The following is an 18,209-nucleotide window of genomic DNA, read 5'->3' on the forward strand; positions in this document are numbered from 1 at the left end:
GTTTTTTACTATAATCAACAAAATAATTCAATCTTTATTCTATATCAGGTGCCTGTCCATCATGAGGTAACCATTTACACTCTGTTATTTCCATATTTGTAAAAATAGCTTTAAATGAAGAATTTTCTGGGCTGCAAGCATAAATTCCAAACTGTATTTCATCCTTGGCTTCATAAATATGACAAATTCTCATTTGTTTAAACGTAATTCCATCTTCCGAACATTCAATACAATAGTCATCTTCTCTTCGACTTAATCTATACCACATAGATTGGATTCCAGCATCAATTTCAGTGGTTGCCCAATCCGAATAACCATGATTCGTTACCACACTTCCTAAATGTTGAAATTCGTCGTTTTCATATTCAATAGAACCCTTAAGCCAGTTTTCACTATCAAGATATAGGACAATACCACATTGATCAAAACGTACTTTACTTTCAAATTCAGTTTTAACTACAAAAGAAAAAAATTTATCTTTTGTCTTTATTTGAAGTACAGGCGCATTATCGTTTCTGAAATGATAATACGTACGCTGCCATAGATCTGTATGTGGATTTGTGATGATTTCTATTTTATCCTCAGATATTGAATATTGTTTAGGCTCTCTTGTCCATTTCCATTGTTCTTTATTAATCTTCATTTTCTTTCCTTTCCAGTAAATTAAATATATAAACTTATATAAAGTATACCATTAATTTATATAAAATCATTTAATGGATTATGCAGCAAGTGCACCAACCTATCAAATAAGCAAGGATTTGTTGAAAGCCCCCTTTGATATAACGGGTGTAAAGATTCCTTGTTTTATGGTTGCAGGAACTGGAAAAGTGGATGCTGGTGACGGAAAAAATTCAGGGATCTGTCCACTGGTTGAGCTTCAGGAAAAGTACAATAAGATTTCCGACGACGTTTTAAAGGTAATCGCTTGAAGAAAAGATACGGATCATGGAGATATGCTGACTTATGCCGATGGATATATGACAGCCTGGTTTATGTATCATTTACAGAATGATGAAGATGCAGGTTCTGTTTTCTATGGTGACAATGCAGAAATACTGAATAATGTTAACTGGCAGGATATTCAAAAAAATAGATGAGGTTTATGAAATATTATCTGTTTTAGTGTAGATAATTAGCTGAAATCAAATGATAAAAGGATGTTAGATAATATAAATTCAAAAAAAGGAATCTCTTGTTCTAAGAAGAAGTTTGGATTCACTTTTTCTTTCTTAATCGATTATAAAACTAGCCCATTGACTGGAATGGGTTTTATAGTGTTCTTTCCAGTATAATAGTTTTTCAGTATAATACTGAATACGAGAAGTGATGATTTCATCATAATTGTCTAAATCATTTTCAAAAATTAATGCACTTAGGTCATATATTGGAAATCCAATGGCATGACCATTTGTATGAACCGTTGAACAGGCTTGTCCAATCGCATGAACTCTTGCGATATCTACAGGGGATGAAATTTCTTTAGTAAAGGCATGACAATCCAGTATTGCCTTTTTTGCGACAGGCATTTTAATTTCCCCAGATGCCCACATTTTTGTTGACATCAATGCCATTCGAGGACGTTTTTCCAAAGGATATTTTCTTTCAAGTAATATTACAGTTTCTTCTGCCAGTCCCAGAGCCCATAAAATAACGGCTTTTCTAGGCATATTACAGATTATTTCATTCAAAGATAAAATGATTTCATCTTCTTTTGAAAATAAAATTTTCCTGTGAGTCTTTATTCTTTTTTTTAAAATTTCTTTATAATTCATATAAAAATGTTTTCCTTTTCAGTTATCAATTCTTACAATCCCAATTAATTCAATTATATCACCTGTAAAAAGGATATTGTTTTAATTTTAAATATGAGAAATATGATTAAGAAATTTTTATCATAATGTATTGGTATATGCACCAAAAGATTAAAATACAATAATAAGTACGCAAGACAAGATATTTCTATCAATACAGATGATTATGAAAGAAAATGCAATCATTACTTACAGGCATTTCAAAAATTAGGATATTAATAATATAGAACCCATGAGCTATAAATATATTTTTTGTTTATGACATTGATAGTGTCTAATAAAAAGGTTTAATAATATAAAAAGTAATTATGTTATTTATAAATAGATTAATAAGTTCTATTATTTTTATTATGGTTTAGAAAAGTTATATAATGTACGTAAAGCTTATGGAGGTAAGTATGAATAATTTAGTTTTAGGTTTAGACATTGGAATTGGTTCAATTGGTTGGATGTTGTATAACCAGAGTAATCAAAAAATGGTTGATATGGGTGTTTCAATTTTTGAATCTGCTACTCAAGCCAAAGAAGCAAGAAATCATAGATCTGCAAGAAGAAATTTACGTCATAAAAATTGGCGAAAAAGACAAATGATACAAGCGTTTGTTGATTTTGGGTTTATTGATAGTAAAGATATTTTTCTAGATAATAATCAAAAAGAAATTAATGTAAATTATCTTTCATTTGGAAAGAACCAAAATAAAAAAGATTCGACAATATATCATCTAAGAAATAGAGCATTAACTGAAGAAGTATCTATTAGAGAATTATTTTTAGCTTTATATAATATTTGCAAAACAAGAGGGCATTTTCTATTAGAAACAGTAGATTTTGAAAATACAGATTCAATTTCTTTTGACATATTTAAAGAGAGCTTTTATTCGTTAGTAGAAGATTATGTTGATTTTGCAGACAAAATTGATTTTGAGAAGTCTGTCTTATTACCAATTTTTAATCAAACGATTAAAGTAAATACTTTGAAGAAAGAAATTAAAATCAAGAATTTTACAATAGATGATAAAAATGATAAAGCACTACAGGAGATTTGTCTTTTAATTTGCAACAATAAAGCAGATTTAAATTTAATAAATCCGTCTGTTCAATTAAAAGAAAATAGCAAAAAGGTTAATATAAATGATCTATTGAAAGCTAAAGAATTAAATGATTTTCTAAAAGGATGTATAGAACTATATGATGTAAAAAATGTAGCAGCTATTTTACAAGAATATAATTATATTTGTCAGAAAGATGTTGCTTTACTAGAAACTGTTAAAGAAGTTTATCATAAAAAGGATATGAATGATCCAGATTTCAAAAATGATAAGAAAAAACTACAGTCAAAAATGGTAAGAGTCAATAATAATTATCCGGATCGTATTCGGGCTGTTAAGAATATCGAAAATAAATTTCCTAATGGTTTATATGTAAAAGAAGCAAAAGCAATATTGAAGAAACAACAAGAATATAATTCTATGATTACTGATGAATTTATTGATATCTGCTTGGATATTATAAAATCTCGAATTCCTTATTATGTTGGACCACTAGGTGAAAATGCAAGAAATGGTTGGGTAGAAAAAAAGGGGAATTTTAAATACAGCTATAACTATAGTAAAGATAGTTGTGTAGATGAAAGCTTGACAATTGAGAAATGGAAAAAAAGAATGATTTCTCATTGTACATATTTAACGGAGGAATATGCACTTCCAAAAGGCTCTTTTATTGCTGAAACTTTTAGTATAATCAATGAATTAAATAATTTAGATTGTGTAGATTTAAATGAAAATGACCATTACTTGACTTCTGCCGAGAAATATAAAGTGTTTGATTTACTATTTTTAAAAGAAGGCAAATTATTTAAATATGAAGAAGTGGCAAATGTTTTGAATTTAAAATCAGTTTCAACGCACAACAAAGGGACAATTCAAAAATTTAAAGTAGGATATAGTTTATATCATCAAATTGTGAATTTGTTACCTGAATTAAGACTAAAATCTATCACAGAAATATTTTCTCAAAGTGAAAAAATCAATAAAATTGAAGAAATAGTTATGGACATTAATTTGTTTGATGAAGAAGATTCTAGCATTAAACATTTTATTAAATTAGGTTATTCTGAAGATATTTCGAAAAAATTATCGAAATTAAAATCAAAAGGGTTTTATTCGTTTTCCAAAGCATTTATTTTAGAAACTTCGATAAATGAATCTGGTAGGTCTTTGTTAGAGGAATTATTTGAAGATAATACTTCTTCATATCGAAATGAACAAATGACTTTAATTTCAAATGCAAAAGACATCAATGGTAATCCAATAGACTTTTCATCAAACAAATATGAGGAAAAGTTTAGAAATGGAGAAATATTGGGCATTAATTTATTGTTAGAAGATGGAAAGCCAGTTATTCCTATTTCTAGAGAGGTTGTTAGGGCTTTAAATGAATGTTTAAAATTGTATAATACAGTTACAAATATGTATGGTGTTCCAGATAGAGTTGTAATTGAAACAGCTAGAGAATTAAAAGATAGTTCTCAAACAGGTGAAATACAGGCTAAGCACTATAATAAAATGGAAGATTGTTATAATGATATCTTTAAACAATTAAGTGAGCATAAACAAGAGTTTAGAAAATCTTATTTAGAAGATTGGGATACAATATCAACTTATTTGGAAACAAATAACAATAAAAGAAAAATTGAATTGTATATTCGACAAAATGGGCGAGATATGATATCGGGAGAAAAAATTGATATTCATAATTTATTGAATTATGAAATTGATCATATATTACCTAGAGGTTTCGGAGATGATTCAATGGACAACAAGATGCTTATAAATAAACAATATAATTCATTAAAAAATAATCGTGTGCCATTGATGTATATTGAAGATGGAGCATATGAAATTAAAACAGGTAATCCTATTATTCAAAGTGATTATGAAAATCGTGTTCATGAATTGTTTAAGTTAGGTTTGATTTCAGAAAATAAACATCAAAGACTGTTGTTAAAAAATACTGCAGAAGTTGAAGGTTTTATTAATCGTAATTTAGTTGATACACGTTATATTATACGTGAGTTTATGTCCATTTTAAGAGCCTATAATAAGGTGAATAATTATGATACACATATTTCTGCATTAAAATCAGCTTTTACTGATACATTTAGAAGAGCATTTTATATAAATAAAAATCGAAAAATAGGTGATCAACATCATGCCTTAGATGCGGCAACGTTGGTTTTAGCAGACCAAATATTAAATACGTATTATCCTAATTATGATCAAAGAGGAAATTTTAGTGCTTATCAAAATTTGATAAAATCAATGAATAACATTGAAAAAAATGAAACAAGAGATAATGTTATTTGGATTCAAAATATGTACAAAAAAACATTTAAACATGATTTGAAGAATAGTGATTCTTTATTAAATGAAATAAAAAATACGACTCCACTTTATTCTATAAAGACAGAAAAAAATTATACAGGTGAGTTTTTTAAAGCAACAATATACTCTCCTAAAATGAAAAGGAATCAAGATGAAAATAAACTAGATCCGTTAGTGATATTAGGTGTTAATGACGAACGAAAAGCATTTAGTACAGTATATTGTGCTGCGGTTGATTTTTATAAGTGTACAGATCAAAAAGGACATAAGAAGCACATTGCTATACATATTCCAAAAGTAATAATTGATTCTAAAGGAAACATCAATAAAGAAAAGTATTTAAGATTAATTAGAGATTATTATAAAGCATCAGAATTATTGGATGAAAATGGAGAATTAAAAACATATTTATTCAGACTCCGTGTATTCAAAAATGATTTGATTTATGACACTAAAAATAATGTGATTCAAAAATTCAATATTGGAAGTATAGCAAAAAAAATTTTGGAGATGAAACATATTTACAATTTTGCTTATAATGATATTTATAATGATTTCGGAACGATTAAACATACACTGGTTGATGCTTTTAATATAAAAGACCGAATAAATAAAAATAAGAATGAAGTTCCATTTGAAGAAATTGATAAAAATAAATTAATTAGATTTTGTATTGACAATTTAATGGCTATAGAAGATTTGGAAAAATATGAGGATGCAATTTATGAAATTTTAACTGATGAGAAAACGTTAAATTCGTTCATCGAAAAAATAGCTTTTTTAAATTTAATAGTAAATAGGAAATGTACTCCAAAATCCATTACTAAACAATACACACCAGCGGCTAATAATCCAAAATTTGATGAGGATTCTCAATACGTAAAACTAAAATATAGTCCATTAGGAATTCGCTATTCTTTGAATGAATCCAATAAATTGTTAATTCAGGGTCCAAAGTATCATGAATACGCATACTCTAAAATAAAAAAGGAAGATTTTTCTTGGAGAATTTGTACGGAAGTGATATAGTTTAGTTGTTCAAATAATAAGAGTTAATGTAGTTCGAAAGAATAAGATTAATTCGAAAACTATCAAAGGTAGCAATTGTGCTACCTTATTTTCTTTATGGGCTGGAAAACAATAATAATTAGTTCAGATTGTAAAGTGTCATTAAGTGAAAACAGAATGAAATTAACTACAGGAAATGAATACCAAACATTTGCGTTATGTGATATTGATACAATTATTTTTTCACATGATAAATTAGTTATCACGATACCTTTGTTAACTAAACTGGTCGAGAAAAATATAAACGTTGTAATATGTGATAGTAAAAATGATCCTATTGGTGTATTTCAGGCGTTCAATAATCATTCTTTGGTTTTTAAACAATTAAATAATCAAATAAATTGGAAAATCACGCGTAAAAAGAGGCTCTGGAAATTAATAATAGAACAGAAAATTAATACAGAAATAGATGTATTAAACTTGCTTGAAAAAAATAAAGAATCACAAGAAATATTAAAAGATTATAAGAATTCTGTATACAATAATGATCAAACAAATAGAGAAAGTGCAAGTGCACGTGTTTATTTTAGAACTTTGTTTGGGTTGGATTTTAGAAGAGAAGATACAAATGTTACAAATATTGCACTAAATTATGGATATAAAATATTATCTAGTTATATTTCTAAATGTATTGTGGCAAGAGGATTTGTTACACAATTAGGTATTCACCATATAGGAGAATCAAATGCATTTAATTTAACATATGATTTTATCGAACCATTTAGAGCAATTGTGGATATTTGGGTATATTTAAACATCAAAGATAAATTCAAAGCAGCACACAAGATGGAATTGGTTAATTTATTGCAGTGTAAGATTAAAGTGAATGATAAATGGTTCCGGCTATGTGATGCAATAGAAGATATTATTGATTCATATATATCTTTTCTAAATGAAAAAACAAGTGATGTACTTAAAATTAGTCTAAGTGAAGGGATTATTTTTAATGGGGATGATTAGATTTATGAGACTAATCTTAATGTTTGATTTACCTGTTGAGACCAAACAACAACAGAAAGTATATAGAGAATTCATAAAATTTTTGAAGAATGAAGGATTTATTCGAATTCAATATTCGATATATTCAAAATTATGTATAAATAAAGATTCTGCTAAAACTGTTTCAAAACATATATCAATGCATTCACCGACTGAAGGAGATATTAGATACTTAATTATTTCAGAAAATCAATATCAAAATATCGTTAATGTAAATAAAAAACATACGTTACAAGAAGCAATTACAACTACAAAGCGTACATTAATAGTTGGAGGATTTAGTGATGATAATTAAAAGTTTGATTACAGATAATACATATATTCTTCCTTTTAATTATTGCATTAATATCATTTCTTTTTCTGAATTTAAAGCAGATATAATTGACTGTTTGGATTCTTATTTTAACAATAATAAAAAGAATAAAGCAATAATAAAAGATGATGAAGATGAAATCATATTATCAAAAGATTTTAATTTTATTTATATTCCTTCTAGCAAGAATATAGATCCAAATTTTGAATTCAAAAATAAAAGTCTTATGAATTTAGAAATTTCAAAAATAATTGAAGAAAATTCTGAATATTTTCAATCAATTGATTTAATACGAAATGGATTCTATGATTTGTTGACAGATTGTGGAATATATAAATTGAAAAGAATTTTAGAAAAAGATTTAGACAAACATGTTGAAATAGAAATTGATGATTTTGATATATCAACATTACTTCAATCATTCAAAATTAATACAGATATGTTTTCAGAAACAGATAAATACATTGTTTTATATAATTTGCTTCTCTATTTAAATAGAAACGAAAATAATATTGTTCTTATTGATTTTAATATTCAGGAAAAAGAATTAAATTGGATAAAGAAAATTGATAAAGATCATAATTTTTTATTAATAGACAATGAATCTATTTTTACAGATATTGCTGATATAAAATCTATGGCTTTTGTAAGGCTTTCATATCACAATTTTTTAGAAAAAATAAATATTCAGCGTGATGATTTCAACCGATTATCTTATATATTTCATACATTTTTCGAAAAGAATATTCAATATCAAACTGAAAAAAATATCGAATTATATAGAAATTTTGAGGATAAAAATACAACTTTTTTGATTAAACCAATTGACACTGAATCTGAATATTTGGCTAATATTAAGTAAAAATCATGGTATAATAAAGCCAGCTGTTCTTGAGGACTACATTAATTGTTATTATTTGAACCTTTTCAATATCTATTAATGGTTCCGTTGGTTCTTGAGGACTACATTAATTGTTATTATTTGAACCTAGTAGAAGAAGATATTGCGGTATTAACGTTCTTGAGGACTACATTAATTGTTATTATTTGAACACACTCATTGATAATGGATTATCCCCAACGTTCTTGAGGACTACATTAATTGTTATTATTTGAACAGTAGACAATCGAAAGATAAGCGACCAACGTTCTTGAGGACTACATTAATTGTTATTATTTGAACGAATTGACTAAAGAATTGCAGATCATGACGTTCTTGAGGACTACATTAATTGTTATTATTTGAACCTGTACTCAACTCTGAATCAAGTATCAATGTTCTTGAGGACTACATTAATTGTTATTATTTGAACAGTGATACAAATAAGATGATCATCAGCCAGTTCTTGAGGACTACATTAATTGTTATTATTTGAACCGATAACCTTGAATCATATATAGATAAAGAGTTCTTGAGGACTACATTAATTGTTATTATTTGAACGTCTTCAATGTAAAGGAGTAAGTTATGTGGGTTCTTGAGGACTACATTAATTGTTATTATTTGAACTGGAAGCAAGCCATCCACATGATGATTTTGTTCTTGAGGACTACATTAATTGTTATTATTTGAACTATGCAATGCAGATGGTTTTCATTTTGAAGGTTCTTGAGGACTACATTAATTGTTATTATTTGAACGGATTCAAAGCAAAACAAACAAGGGTACATGTTCTTGAGGACTACATTAATTGTTATTATTTGAACCATATGTTTGGAGACAAAAGACGTGGGTTTGTTCTTGAGGACTACATTAATTGTTATTATTTGAACGAATTAAGACATGGCAACAGCAGTTCAAGGTTCTTGAGGACTACATTAATTGTTATTATTTGAACAGGAAGATTGGGCGGATGAACGTAGATTCAGTTCTTGAGGACTACATTAATTGTTATTATTTGAACTTGGTGGACATATCGCAGAACACTATCACAGTTCTTGAGGACTACATTAATTGTTATTATTTGAACTTCATGTTCAACTAAACCAAAGAAGAAAAAGGTTCTTGAGGACTACATTAATTGTTATTATTTGAACCAAAACGCATGGACGGCTTCACAGACCGCGTTCTTGAGGACTACATTAATTGTTATTATTTGAACCTGGTGATGAATCATAATGAATAAGTATCAGGTTCTTGAGGACTACATTAATTGTTATTATTTGAACTTGAATCTCTTTGATTGAGAATCCTCCTCCGTTCTTGAGGACTACATTAATTGTTATTATTTGAACTTATCTGCTGTTAATCAATTAGGATTATCGTTCTTGAGGACTACATTAATTGTTATTATTTGAACATACGGATTGTCTGACCAGCACTGTATCGAGTTCTTGAGGACTACATTTATTGTTATTATTTGAACGCATATAAAAATAAAAACGTTTCAAATAAGTTTTTGAGGACTACATCAATTGTTATTATTTGAACATTATCAGTATAGATTCTGTAAGTTCATATGTTCTTGAGGACTACATTAATTGTTATTATTTGAACTTAACATGGATATTTTAAACAATTTAATTGTGAGAAAGATATTAGAAAATAATTTTAATGACATTATTACAACTTATTTTTGTTGTGAATTTCAGGATAATAAAATATGGCTTTATGATTTATTTGTTCATTCAATTATCAAATTAAATATAGTTTACAGAGGGAAGATTAAAAATTATGAAAGAGATAAGATTTAGAAAAGAATTATATTCAAAGGTTGCTTTGATTAAGGCAGCCTATAATTTTTCTGATAAAGCATATATTCATTTGGATGCAGATGAAAGTTATTATTATGTAAGATTAGAAACTAAATTAGATGGAAAAGAGATAAGTGAAAATGAATTTATAAATGAAATGCTTTCACAAAGTATAAGACATGAAGTATATCTACAAACAAAGGATATTCGAGAATTATTGTTAGCTCGTGCCATGTCAACTAGTTTAGTTGCTAAGGAAAATGTTTTAAATGAATCAGTGGTTCCTGAAGCATTTTCAGAAGATGAGATATTAAAGGATTGGTTTAATAATGAAAATAATTGAAATTCATAGTGAAATATACAGATATAAATCAGTAATGCGTGCTATTTCTGCGTATAATGGGCTAGCTAAGATTAAACTGGTAAAAGATGATAATTATTACGTATTAGAATTTGATCAATGTAAGTATGATGAAGATAGGACTATAAAAGAATTTGAAAATTATTTAATTGGAGTTGAAAATACATAAATGAATATACTAGAAATGTGCAGTATTTTTTTAATTATTGTTGCGAGTTTTATATGTAGTAAAACAGATTTGAAAGAAGGGTTGATTTATAACAAGGCTTTGCTTTTATTTGCAGGAATAGCAATACTAGTGGACTTAGTGTATTACGGCTTTTTTGTTCGAGATCTTTTTTTTGATTTTTTATTGAATCTAATCATTATCGCTTTGATCAGCACTATTCTATTTTTGAGTAATTCTTATGCTGGTGGTGATAGTAAAATGACGATTGTATTGTCGTTACTCTATCCAGCAAGATTATATATTGTGTACGGGAATACAAATTTGACTTTATATTTTACTATAGGAATTTCTTTGATTGTAGGGTTTATGTATTTATTAATGAATTCTATTTGGTCAATGATTGTAAAAAAAGAAGTAATTTCAAAAGAGTATGTAATTCAAAATTTCAAGATGTTTTTTTCGTCATACTTTAAAGCATTGATATATTTGTCATTGTTCAATATAATTCTTATTTTCATTGGAAGAAATGGTTTATATCTTAATGAATGGATTACTAGAATAATATGTTTTGTAATAGCTTGGTTTGTTGGAAAAAATGAAATATTTCATAAAAAAGGAATGTTAATAGGAACGTTTTTGATTACTTTAACGTGTTCAATATTAATGAAGCAGATTCCTATTTCATTAAATCCTGAACATTATTATTTGATATTTATTTTATTGTTTTGTCAGATGTTTATTAAAACTAATATATATGAAACAATAAAAATCATTGATTTGAAACCAGGTATGATTCTTTCAACTGCCTGCACTTTACCAATGCAACTATCTATTACACCAGGATTGCCTAAAGTTTCAAAAGAAGATTTGAGTAACAGATTAACAAATGAAGAAATTGATAGTATAAAACTGTGGGCTAAAGCAACAAAAGTCGAAGAATTGATAATAGTGAAAAAAATACCTTTTGCGATTTTTGTTTCGGCAGGTTTTATTATTTATTTCATTATATGGAGCACATTATGATTAAAATTAAAAATTATAAAGGATTTTTTAGAATTTTATCTATCGCAAAAAATGAAATGGATCGAAGAGAATTGGTAGCAAATTGTTTAGATTTTCTCTTTATTACTGAAAATGATGCAACTATCTATCCGGATCAGATTAAATTGACAAATGAAATGAGTGAAGTGATTGAACTTAATAAATATAATAGCTTCGATGTTATTGAAGTATGGGAAAATGGTTTAGTTTCAAGAAAATATAATGATAAATCAGACGATAATTATTTCTTTATTACTGGTTCTTGTAACTCAAATTGTATTATGTGCCCATCACCAGATTTTTCTAGAAAAAATAGTAAAGCAGTACCATTACAAGAATTGATTGAACTTGCTAGACATATTCCCAAGGACACTCCACACCTGACAATAACAGGGGGAGAACCTTTTATGATAGGAGATCGTATTTTTACTTTTATTGAATATTTAAAGACATTTTTTCTAAATACTGAGTTTTTATTTCTTACAAACGGAAGAATATTTTCGATCCCAAGATATGTCAAATTATTTAGTGAATGTGCGCCGGCTTATTCTGTTGTTGCTATACCAATACATGGATCATGTTCAAAAATACATGATGCAATAACTCGTAGTTCAGGAAGTTTTAATCAGACAAAGTTTGGGATTACTCAGCTTCTTAGAAATAATATTGCAGTGGAATTGCGACTTGTGACTAATAAAATGAATATTGATGACTTTGAAAAAATAGCTGAATTAATAATTAATGATTTTAGTACTGTTGCGTATGTCAGCATTATTGCAATGGAAATGACTGGAAATGCTAGACTAAATTATAAAGATGTTTGGATTCCATATAGAGAAACTTTCCAAAAAATTGAAACAGCCATATTAAAATTGTTAAAAGCAGGAATAGAAGTAAAATTGTATAATTTTCCTCTTTGTACCATATCATCTTCATACTGGTCTATTTCTAAACAAAGCATTTCATATGAAAAAATTCGTTATAGTAATAAATGTAAAAAATGTAAAGTGAAAACTGAATGTGGAGGAATTTTTTCTGGAACAAAGGATCTAGAGGAATCTGAATTGGAGGCAATTATATGAAATGGAATTATTTTAATTTTAGACAGTTTAAAGATAAGATTTTGATGACCAATGATTTAGGTAAACATATTTTTGTCTCCTTAGAGGATTTCAGAAAAATTATAAATAAAACAATTGATTTGAATTCAGATATAGGAAAAGAATTGATTCAAAAACAGTTTATATACGAAGGAACGAATTTACTTTTTTGTAATGAAAATTATAGTAGCATCAGACAAATTAAAAGCCATTTAAATATTGCGACTTCACTACATATATTTGTAGTGACTACTGGATGTAATACAAGCTGTATTTATTGTCAAGCAAACAAAGGGAATGAAAATACTAAACTACGAGTTATGGATGAATTGATGGCTGAAAAAGCAGTTGATATTGCTCTTCAATCACCAAATAAATATTTGAGTTTTGAATTTCAGGGTGGTGAACCATTAATAAATTTTAATGTAATCAAACAAATCGTATTGTATGCAGAGCAACATAAAGGAAATCATGAAATATTTTATAATGTTGTAACTAATTTAACATTGATTACTGATGAAATACTTGAATTCTTTAAAAAATACAGATTTGATATTTCAACTTCATTAGATGGACCTATTTATGTTCATGATTTTAATCGGCCATATAAATCAGGTAAAGGTACTTTTGAGGATGTAACGCAATCTATTAATAAAATTCGCAATGCTGGATTACGTGTTGGTGCCATTCAAACAACAACGCGTCATTCATTGAACTATTCTAAAGAAATTGTAAACACTTATCAAGAACTTGGATTTGATAGCATTTTTCTTAGACCTCTTACTCCATTAGGAAAAGCAAATAAATCATGGAATCTTATTGGATATTCAGCTAAAGAATTTTTAGATTTTTATCGTAAAGCTCTAGATGAATTATTTACAATCAACAGTAATGGTACTTATATAAAGGAAAATCATGCGGGAATACTATACAGCCGTATTCAAGGTAATGCAGAAAATTATATGGAATTACGATCTCCATGTGGTGCAAGTATTGGACAGATTGCTTATTATTCTGATGGAAATATTTTTACATGTGACGAAGGAAGAATGTTATATGAAATGGGATATGACACATTTAAATTGGGTAATGTTTTTGAGAATTCCTATTATGATTTAATAAATAATGGTGTTAGTAAAACAGTATGTGCTGCAAGTATTCTTGAAACAATTCCATCTTGTTGCGATTGTGTTTATCAGCCCTATTGTGGAACATGCCCTGTAGTAACTTATTCGAAAAATGATGATATTATTGAAAAAAGTCCATTTGGTTATAAATGTACAATATATAGTGGAATAATGGATATTCTTTTTGAAAAAATATTAGAGAATGATAAGAAAATATTAGATATACTAGAGATGTGGAGTAATTAATATGGATGATAAACAAATAAAATCTGATGATAAACAGGATGATGTTGCTGAACAAGTAATAGAAAAAACAACACCTTTAGAAGAATACAAGAAGGCACGTAAACAAAATAATGGTAAATATATGAAACTATTTTTATTTGTTTTTATTCAAATAGGTTTATGTTTTGGCTTGTTTACATTTTCTTATCAAAATGATTTGAACTATAGAGTATTTAAACATATCGAATATAACCTTACAGGAAAAATCCATTTAAAAACAGGAACATATACAGGAGAAGTAGATTTTGGATATTTAACTGGAAAAGGAATTTTTAATTACAAATCAAGTAGTACGTATAACGGTGAATTTTTAAACAATGAATTATCAGGTATTGGAAAGTTAAATATTCCATCGAAAGGTGAATATGTTGGGTCTTTTGAAGAGTCTCAAAAAAAAGGAAAAGGAGTTTTTACATGGACAGATGGGTCAACCTATGAAGGTCATTGGAGCAATGATGCTTTAAATGGGGAAGGTATCTATACGGATGCAGATGGAATTTCTCTAATTGGAACTTTTCAGAATAATAAAATAAAGTCAGGGACTTGCGATTTTGAAAATAAAACTGGTAAATATCATTTAAAATTTGAAGATTTTGAAATTGAAAATGCACAAATAGAATTTTCAGATGGAACTGAATATATAGGTAAGGCTTCTGCTTCAGCTATAGAAGGAGAAGGGAAGATGACATTCGCAAATGGTGATACATACGAAGGCTCTTTTACCGATGGGAAACGATCTGGAAATGGCAAATACACATGGGTGAATGGCGATTATTATGAAGGCAATTGGAATTCAGATCAAATGAGTGGGACAGGAATCTATCATTTTGAAAATGGTAGCTCAATGTCGGGTGAATTTTTAGAGAATTCTTTTGAAAATGGAACAATAATAATCATTAATTCAAATGGAAAATATACATTTGAATATAAAGATCAAGAGCTTTTGAATGTGGTAATGGAACTTAAAAATGGTACATATTATTCAGGTACAATTACTGATGGAAAGCTGACGGGAGATGCTGAAATTAAATATTCAAATGGCGATACATATGAAGGGAAAGTAATTGATGGGAATAAATCTGGATCCGGTATTTATTATTGGGATTCAGGAGCTTGGTATGAAGGATCGTGGGAAAATGATCAAATGAATGGTAAAGGTACTTATAGATATTCATCTAAAGAACCAGGGTATAAAATAATTGGTAATTTTTTGAATAGTGCACCTAATGGTGAATGCCAATATTATGTAAATAGTTCAGATGCATATAAAACAGATTGGGCAAATGGAAAGTGTGTAAAAATTTATGAATAAAGATTTTGAAATTTTTCCAACTATACAAAAAAAATTGGAAAATTTAATAGAGGATGAGGAAGGAAATATTCCAGGGAATAGATTATTGATGCTGGGAACTATGATGGTGATTTTAGGAAGTCTGTTGACAACGGATATTTATGCAACGCATCGGTCTCATAGTTCGCATAGATCTCATAGTTCACATCGATCTAGTAACGGTCATGGGAATCATAGTAATCACGCTAGTCACAGCAATCATGGAAGTCATGAAAGCCATCAAAGTCATCAAAGTCATACTTCTCATTCTAATACAGCATCGCATTCAAATTCGTTGTATAGTGCAGAAGGGGATGTCAGATATTCAGCACCAGCTGCTAGTTCAGTTCCAGGAGTTATACCACCTGTATCCAATGCAGATAGTACAATTTCTTTACCTATAATTAATGAAAATATTGAGATTCCCAATGTTACTCCGGCTTCAAAAATTATTCCTACACTATCTGTGCCAGTCGTAACAGAAACAGTAACAATGGATGTTCCAAAAGTACAAAATATACCTAACACAGAAAAAATCAAGTGATAGGAGGAATAGGAAATGATTGAAGAAAAACAACGGCAGATAAGTGATAAGCCTTTTGAAGAAGTTGAGTCGAAAGCACTTGCAACAGCAAAACAAGTAAAAGATGAAGTAAAAGAAAAACTTGAAAAAGAAGATTATTCTGGTTTGAATACCAATCTCTTAGAAATGACAAAAGATAATAGTCAAAATGAAAAATATATTTTTAAACCTAAAGAACGGAAGAAAGACATTGCTTTTCTTATTTTAATTTTAATTGTAGCAATGGCTGAAATATATTTAGCATTTATAGGTGCATTCTCTGCGTTTTTCTCTAAGACGTATTTTATTTCAGGAATCATGATATTGGTATTGTGTTTGATATGTCTTATTATTAATGCAAGAGTATCATATAAGAGAATTGTCAACATAAGAAAAAATGAAATTTATGAAGTATATTATGATCAATTATATTGTAAATCATACTGTTATATTGATGACATGATTCAAAGTTGTAATAGAAACTTGGAACAAGTGCTATCTGATTTACAAGATGCTATAGATCGGAAACTTATTCCACAAGGTCATTTTAGCACTGAAAAAAATGTATTTTTTGTATCTGACCATGCATTTTCAAAATATGAGGAGATGGCAGTGGTGTATGATGACTATTTTAAAAAGCAATTAGAAGAAAGAAAACGGATTCGTGAAAGAACTCCAGAGATCATTAATATTTTAGCAACCGGAGATCAATATGTTGAGAAATTACAGTACATTGAAAATCAAATCAGTAATAAGAATATGAAATCTAAAATATTGATGATGAAAAAAACGATAACTTCAATTTTTAGAGAATTGGATATGAATCCTAATTATGTAGGGTCATTAAACTTGTTTCTGGATTATTATTTGCCAACAACTGAAAAACTATTAGATACCTATCTTGAAATTGATTCGAAACCGAACATTCCAAATATAAGGAAAGCTAAGAAAGAAATATATGATAGCATTTTCCTTATTGTTTCGGTATATGAAGGGATTCTGGATCGGCTTTATGAAGATATAGAATTTGATATATCAAGTGAAGTTTCAGCACTAGAAATAATTACCAGTCAGGAAGGTTTAGCTGATGAAAAATGAAACTAATTATAAAGAAGTCAAAGATATTATTAGTGGACAATTGATTTTAGGAAATCATGATTCGATTCTCTTATTTGAATCAAAAGTTCAAAACACAATTAATATCTCAATAAGACGAATTTCAACATTATTGCTTTCCCACGATAATGAACTTAATGAATTGTGTAGTAGAACAATTGAAGAAATTGATAATTTAAATAGAGAAGTTAAAGAAAGTTCTTTATTTAAAATAGGTAAGAAAAAACAAATAAAGAAGATATCTGATCATTATCATACTATTTTTGAAATGATTGAGAGTTTAGAAAAGCAATATTGTCACCATTCCGTTTGAAAAAAGCCACTATTCTTTTATAAAACAACCCAGTTTCTTCTAAATTAGTAAGAAGTATATCAAAATAGTGATCAAATACGTACATTCTTAAATAATCATTTTTGTACATATTTAGATTAGCAATTATACGTATTTCAGATAGGGTAGTTCATGATAGATAGTTGCAGGGATTTGGTGATGGATTATCTGGTTGATTATCACAAAAACACGGAATGATATTTGACTTCAATGAAAAGGAAAAACAATGTCCAATGTGTTTACCAGATTTAAAAATTGTTATGACAGGGAGTCAATTTGTTATTTCGATAGGATGTCTGAAAGATTGAAATATATTAGTTAATAAAAGGATTCGTTCATGATATAATCCCACTGAAGTAGACACACGAAATAATTAAAATTATCCCATTGATGTGAAACTACAAAGGTGGGATTTTTTATATGGGAAGAAAAGCTAAATATACAAAAGAACAAAAGGTACAGGCTTGTGAAGATTATTTAAATAAAAGAAAATCTGCAGAACAAATAAGGATTGAA

Annotated in this window: 17 protein-coding genes and 1 CRISPR repeat array; of the genes, 15 read left to right on the forward strand and 2 right to left on the reverse strand. The window is 28.0% G+C overall.

The features are described from left to right. Positions 1 to 34 precede the first annotated feature (34 nt). Positions 35 to 643: a DUF1349 domain-containing protein gene (locus FYJ50_RS05875; protein WP_154460156.1), complete on the reverse strand. Its 609-nt coding sequence runs from the start codon at positions 641 to 643 to the stop codon at positions 35 to 37. Positions 644 to 716: 73 nt separating this feature from the next. On the opposite strand from FYJ50_RS05875, the gene FYJ50_RS05880 reads away from it, so the two are divergent. Next, a complete protein-coding gene (locus FYJ50_RS05880) occupies positions 717 to 932 on the forward strand; it encodes a hypothetical protein (RefSeq protein ID WP_154460157.1) in 216 nt (71 codons plus the stop codon). 24 nt (positions 933 to 956) lie between these two features. After that, positions 957 to 1,100, forward strand: a complete 144-nt coding sequence (locus FYJ50_RS05885; RefSeq protein ID WP_154460158.1) for a hypothetical protein — start codon at positions 957 to 959, stop codon at positions 1,098 to 1,100. Positions 1,101 to 1,232: 132 nt separating this feature from the next. Here FYJ50_RS05885 and FYJ50_RS05890 read toward each other — a convergent pair whose 3' ends face one another. Then, positions 1,233 to 1,775, reverse strand: a complete 543-nt coding sequence (locus FYJ50_RS05890; RefSeq protein ID WP_154460159.1) for a putative immunity protein — start codon at positions 1,773 to 1,775, stop codon at positions 1,233 to 1,235. 437 nt (positions 1,776 to 2,212) lie between these two features. Here FYJ50_RS05890 and cas9 point away from each other — a divergent pair, with 437 nt between their 5' ends. The 13 genes from cas9 (at position 2,213) to FYJ50_RS05955 (ending at position 17,675) form a co-directional block, all read left to right on the forward strand. Continuing rightward, positions 2,213 to 6,226 carry a type II CRISPR RNA-guided endonuclease Cas9 gene (cas9, locus tag FYJ50_RS05895; RefSeq protein WP_205946445.1) on the forward strand — a complete coding sequence of 1,338 codons (4,014 nt, stop codon included), beginning with the start codon at positions 2,213 to 2,215 and terminating at the stop codon, positions 6,224 to 6,226. 96 nt (positions 6,227 to 6,322) lie between these two features. After that, on the forward strand, positions 6,323 to 7,225 hold the full coding sequence (gene cas1, locus FYJ50_RS05900; protein ID WP_154460161.1) for a type II CRISPR-associated endonuclease Cas1: 903 nt from the start codon (positions 6,323 to 6,325) through the stop codon (positions 7,223 to 7,225). Between the two features lie 4 nt (positions 7,226 to 7,229). Further along, complete coding sequence (gene cas2, locus FYJ50_RS05905; RefSeq protein WP_205946447.1) at positions 7,230 to 7,559, forward strand: CRISPR-associated endonuclease Cas2; 330 nt, start codon at positions 7,230 to 7,232, stop codon at positions 7,557 to 7,559. Next, the gene (locus FYJ50_RS05910) at positions 7,549 to 8,439 is read left to right on the forward strand and encodes a hypothetical protein (RefSeq protein ID WP_154460163.1); all 891 of its coding nucleotides are present in this window, start codon (positions 7,549 to 7,551) and stop codon (positions 8,437 to 8,439) included. Before cas2 ends, FYJ50_RS05910 begins: the two co-directional genes overlap by 11 nt. Before the next feature lie 25 nt (positions 8,440 to 8,464). Continuing rightward, positions 8,465 to 10,074: direct repeats of the CRISPR family, unit length 36 nt; unit sequence GTTCTTGAGGACTACATTAATTGTTATTATTTGAAC. Between the two features lie 177 nt (positions 10,075 to 10,251). Further along, the gene (gene hxsD, locus FYJ50_RS05915; RefSeq protein WP_154460164.1) at positions 10,252 to 10,614 is read left to right on the forward strand and encodes a His-Xaa-Ser system protein HxsD; all 363 of its coding nucleotides are present in this window, start codon (positions 10,252 to 10,254) and stop codon (positions 10,612 to 10,614) included. Further along, positions 10,601 to 10,801 carry an HxsD-like protein gene (locus tag FYJ50_RS05920; protein WP_154460165.1) on the forward strand — a complete coding sequence of 67 codons (201 nt, stop codon included), beginning with the start codon at positions 10,601 to 10,603 and terminating at the stop codon, positions 10,799 to 10,801. Before hxsD ends, FYJ50_RS05920 begins: the two co-directional genes overlap by 14 nt. Further along, on the forward strand, positions 10,802 to 11,824 hold the full coding sequence (locus FYJ50_RS05925; protein ID WP_154460166.1) for a hypothetical protein: 1,023 nt from the start codon (positions 10,802 to 10,804) through the stop codon (positions 11,822 to 11,824). After that, entirely contained in the window at positions 11,821 to 12,924 is a 1,104-nt protein-coding gene (gene hxsC / locus FYJ50_RS05930; RefSeq protein WP_205946448.1) for a His-Xaa-Ser system radical SAM maturase HxsC, read from the forward strand. The genes FYJ50_RS05925 and hxsC overlap by 4 nt, the downstream gene beginning before the upstream one ends. Further along, positions 12,921 to 14,315: a His-Xaa-Ser system radical SAM maturase HxsB gene (hxsB, locus tag FYJ50_RS05935; protein ID WP_154460168.1), complete on the forward strand. Its 1,395-nt coding sequence runs from the start codon at positions 12,921 to 12,923 to the stop codon at positions 14,313 to 14,315. The genes hxsC and hxsB overlap by 4 nt, the downstream gene beginning before the upstream one ends. Before the next feature lies 1 nt (position 14,316). Continuing rightward, positions 14,317 to 15,666, forward strand: a complete 1,350-nt coding sequence (locus FYJ50_RS05940) for an MORN repeat-containing protein (RefSeq protein ID WP_154460169.1) — start codon at positions 14,317 to 14,319, stop codon at positions 15,664 to 15,666. Then, complete coding sequence (hxsA3, locus tag FYJ50_RS05945; protein ID WP_154460170.1) at positions 15,659 to 16,228, forward strand: His-Xaa-Ser repeat protein HxsA3; 570 nt, start codon at positions 15,659 to 15,661, stop codon at positions 16,226 to 16,228. Before FYJ50_RS05940 ends, hxsA3 begins: the two co-directional genes overlap by 8 nt. A 15-nt stretch (positions 16,229 to 16,243) precedes the next feature. Next, positions 16,244 to 17,344: a 5-bromo-4-chloroindolyl phosphate hydrolysis family protein gene (locus FYJ50_RS05950; protein ID WP_154460171.1), complete on the forward strand. Its 1,101-nt coding sequence runs from the start codon at positions 16,244 to 16,246 to the stop codon at positions 17,342 to 17,344. Continuing rightward, entirely contained in the window at positions 17,334 to 17,675 is a 342-nt protein-coding gene (locus FYJ50_RS05955) for a hypothetical protein (RefSeq protein ID WP_154460172.1), read from the forward strand. The genes FYJ50_RS05950 and FYJ50_RS05955 overlap by 11 nt, the downstream gene beginning before the upstream one ends. Positions 17,676 to 18,209: the final 534 nt, after the last annotated feature.

It is taken from the genome of Floccifex porci (genome assembly GCF_009696175.1).
GTDB classification, from domain to species: domain Bacteria; phylum Bacillota_I; class Bacilli_A; order Erysipelotrichales; family Erysipelotrichaceae; genus Floccifex; species Floccifex porci.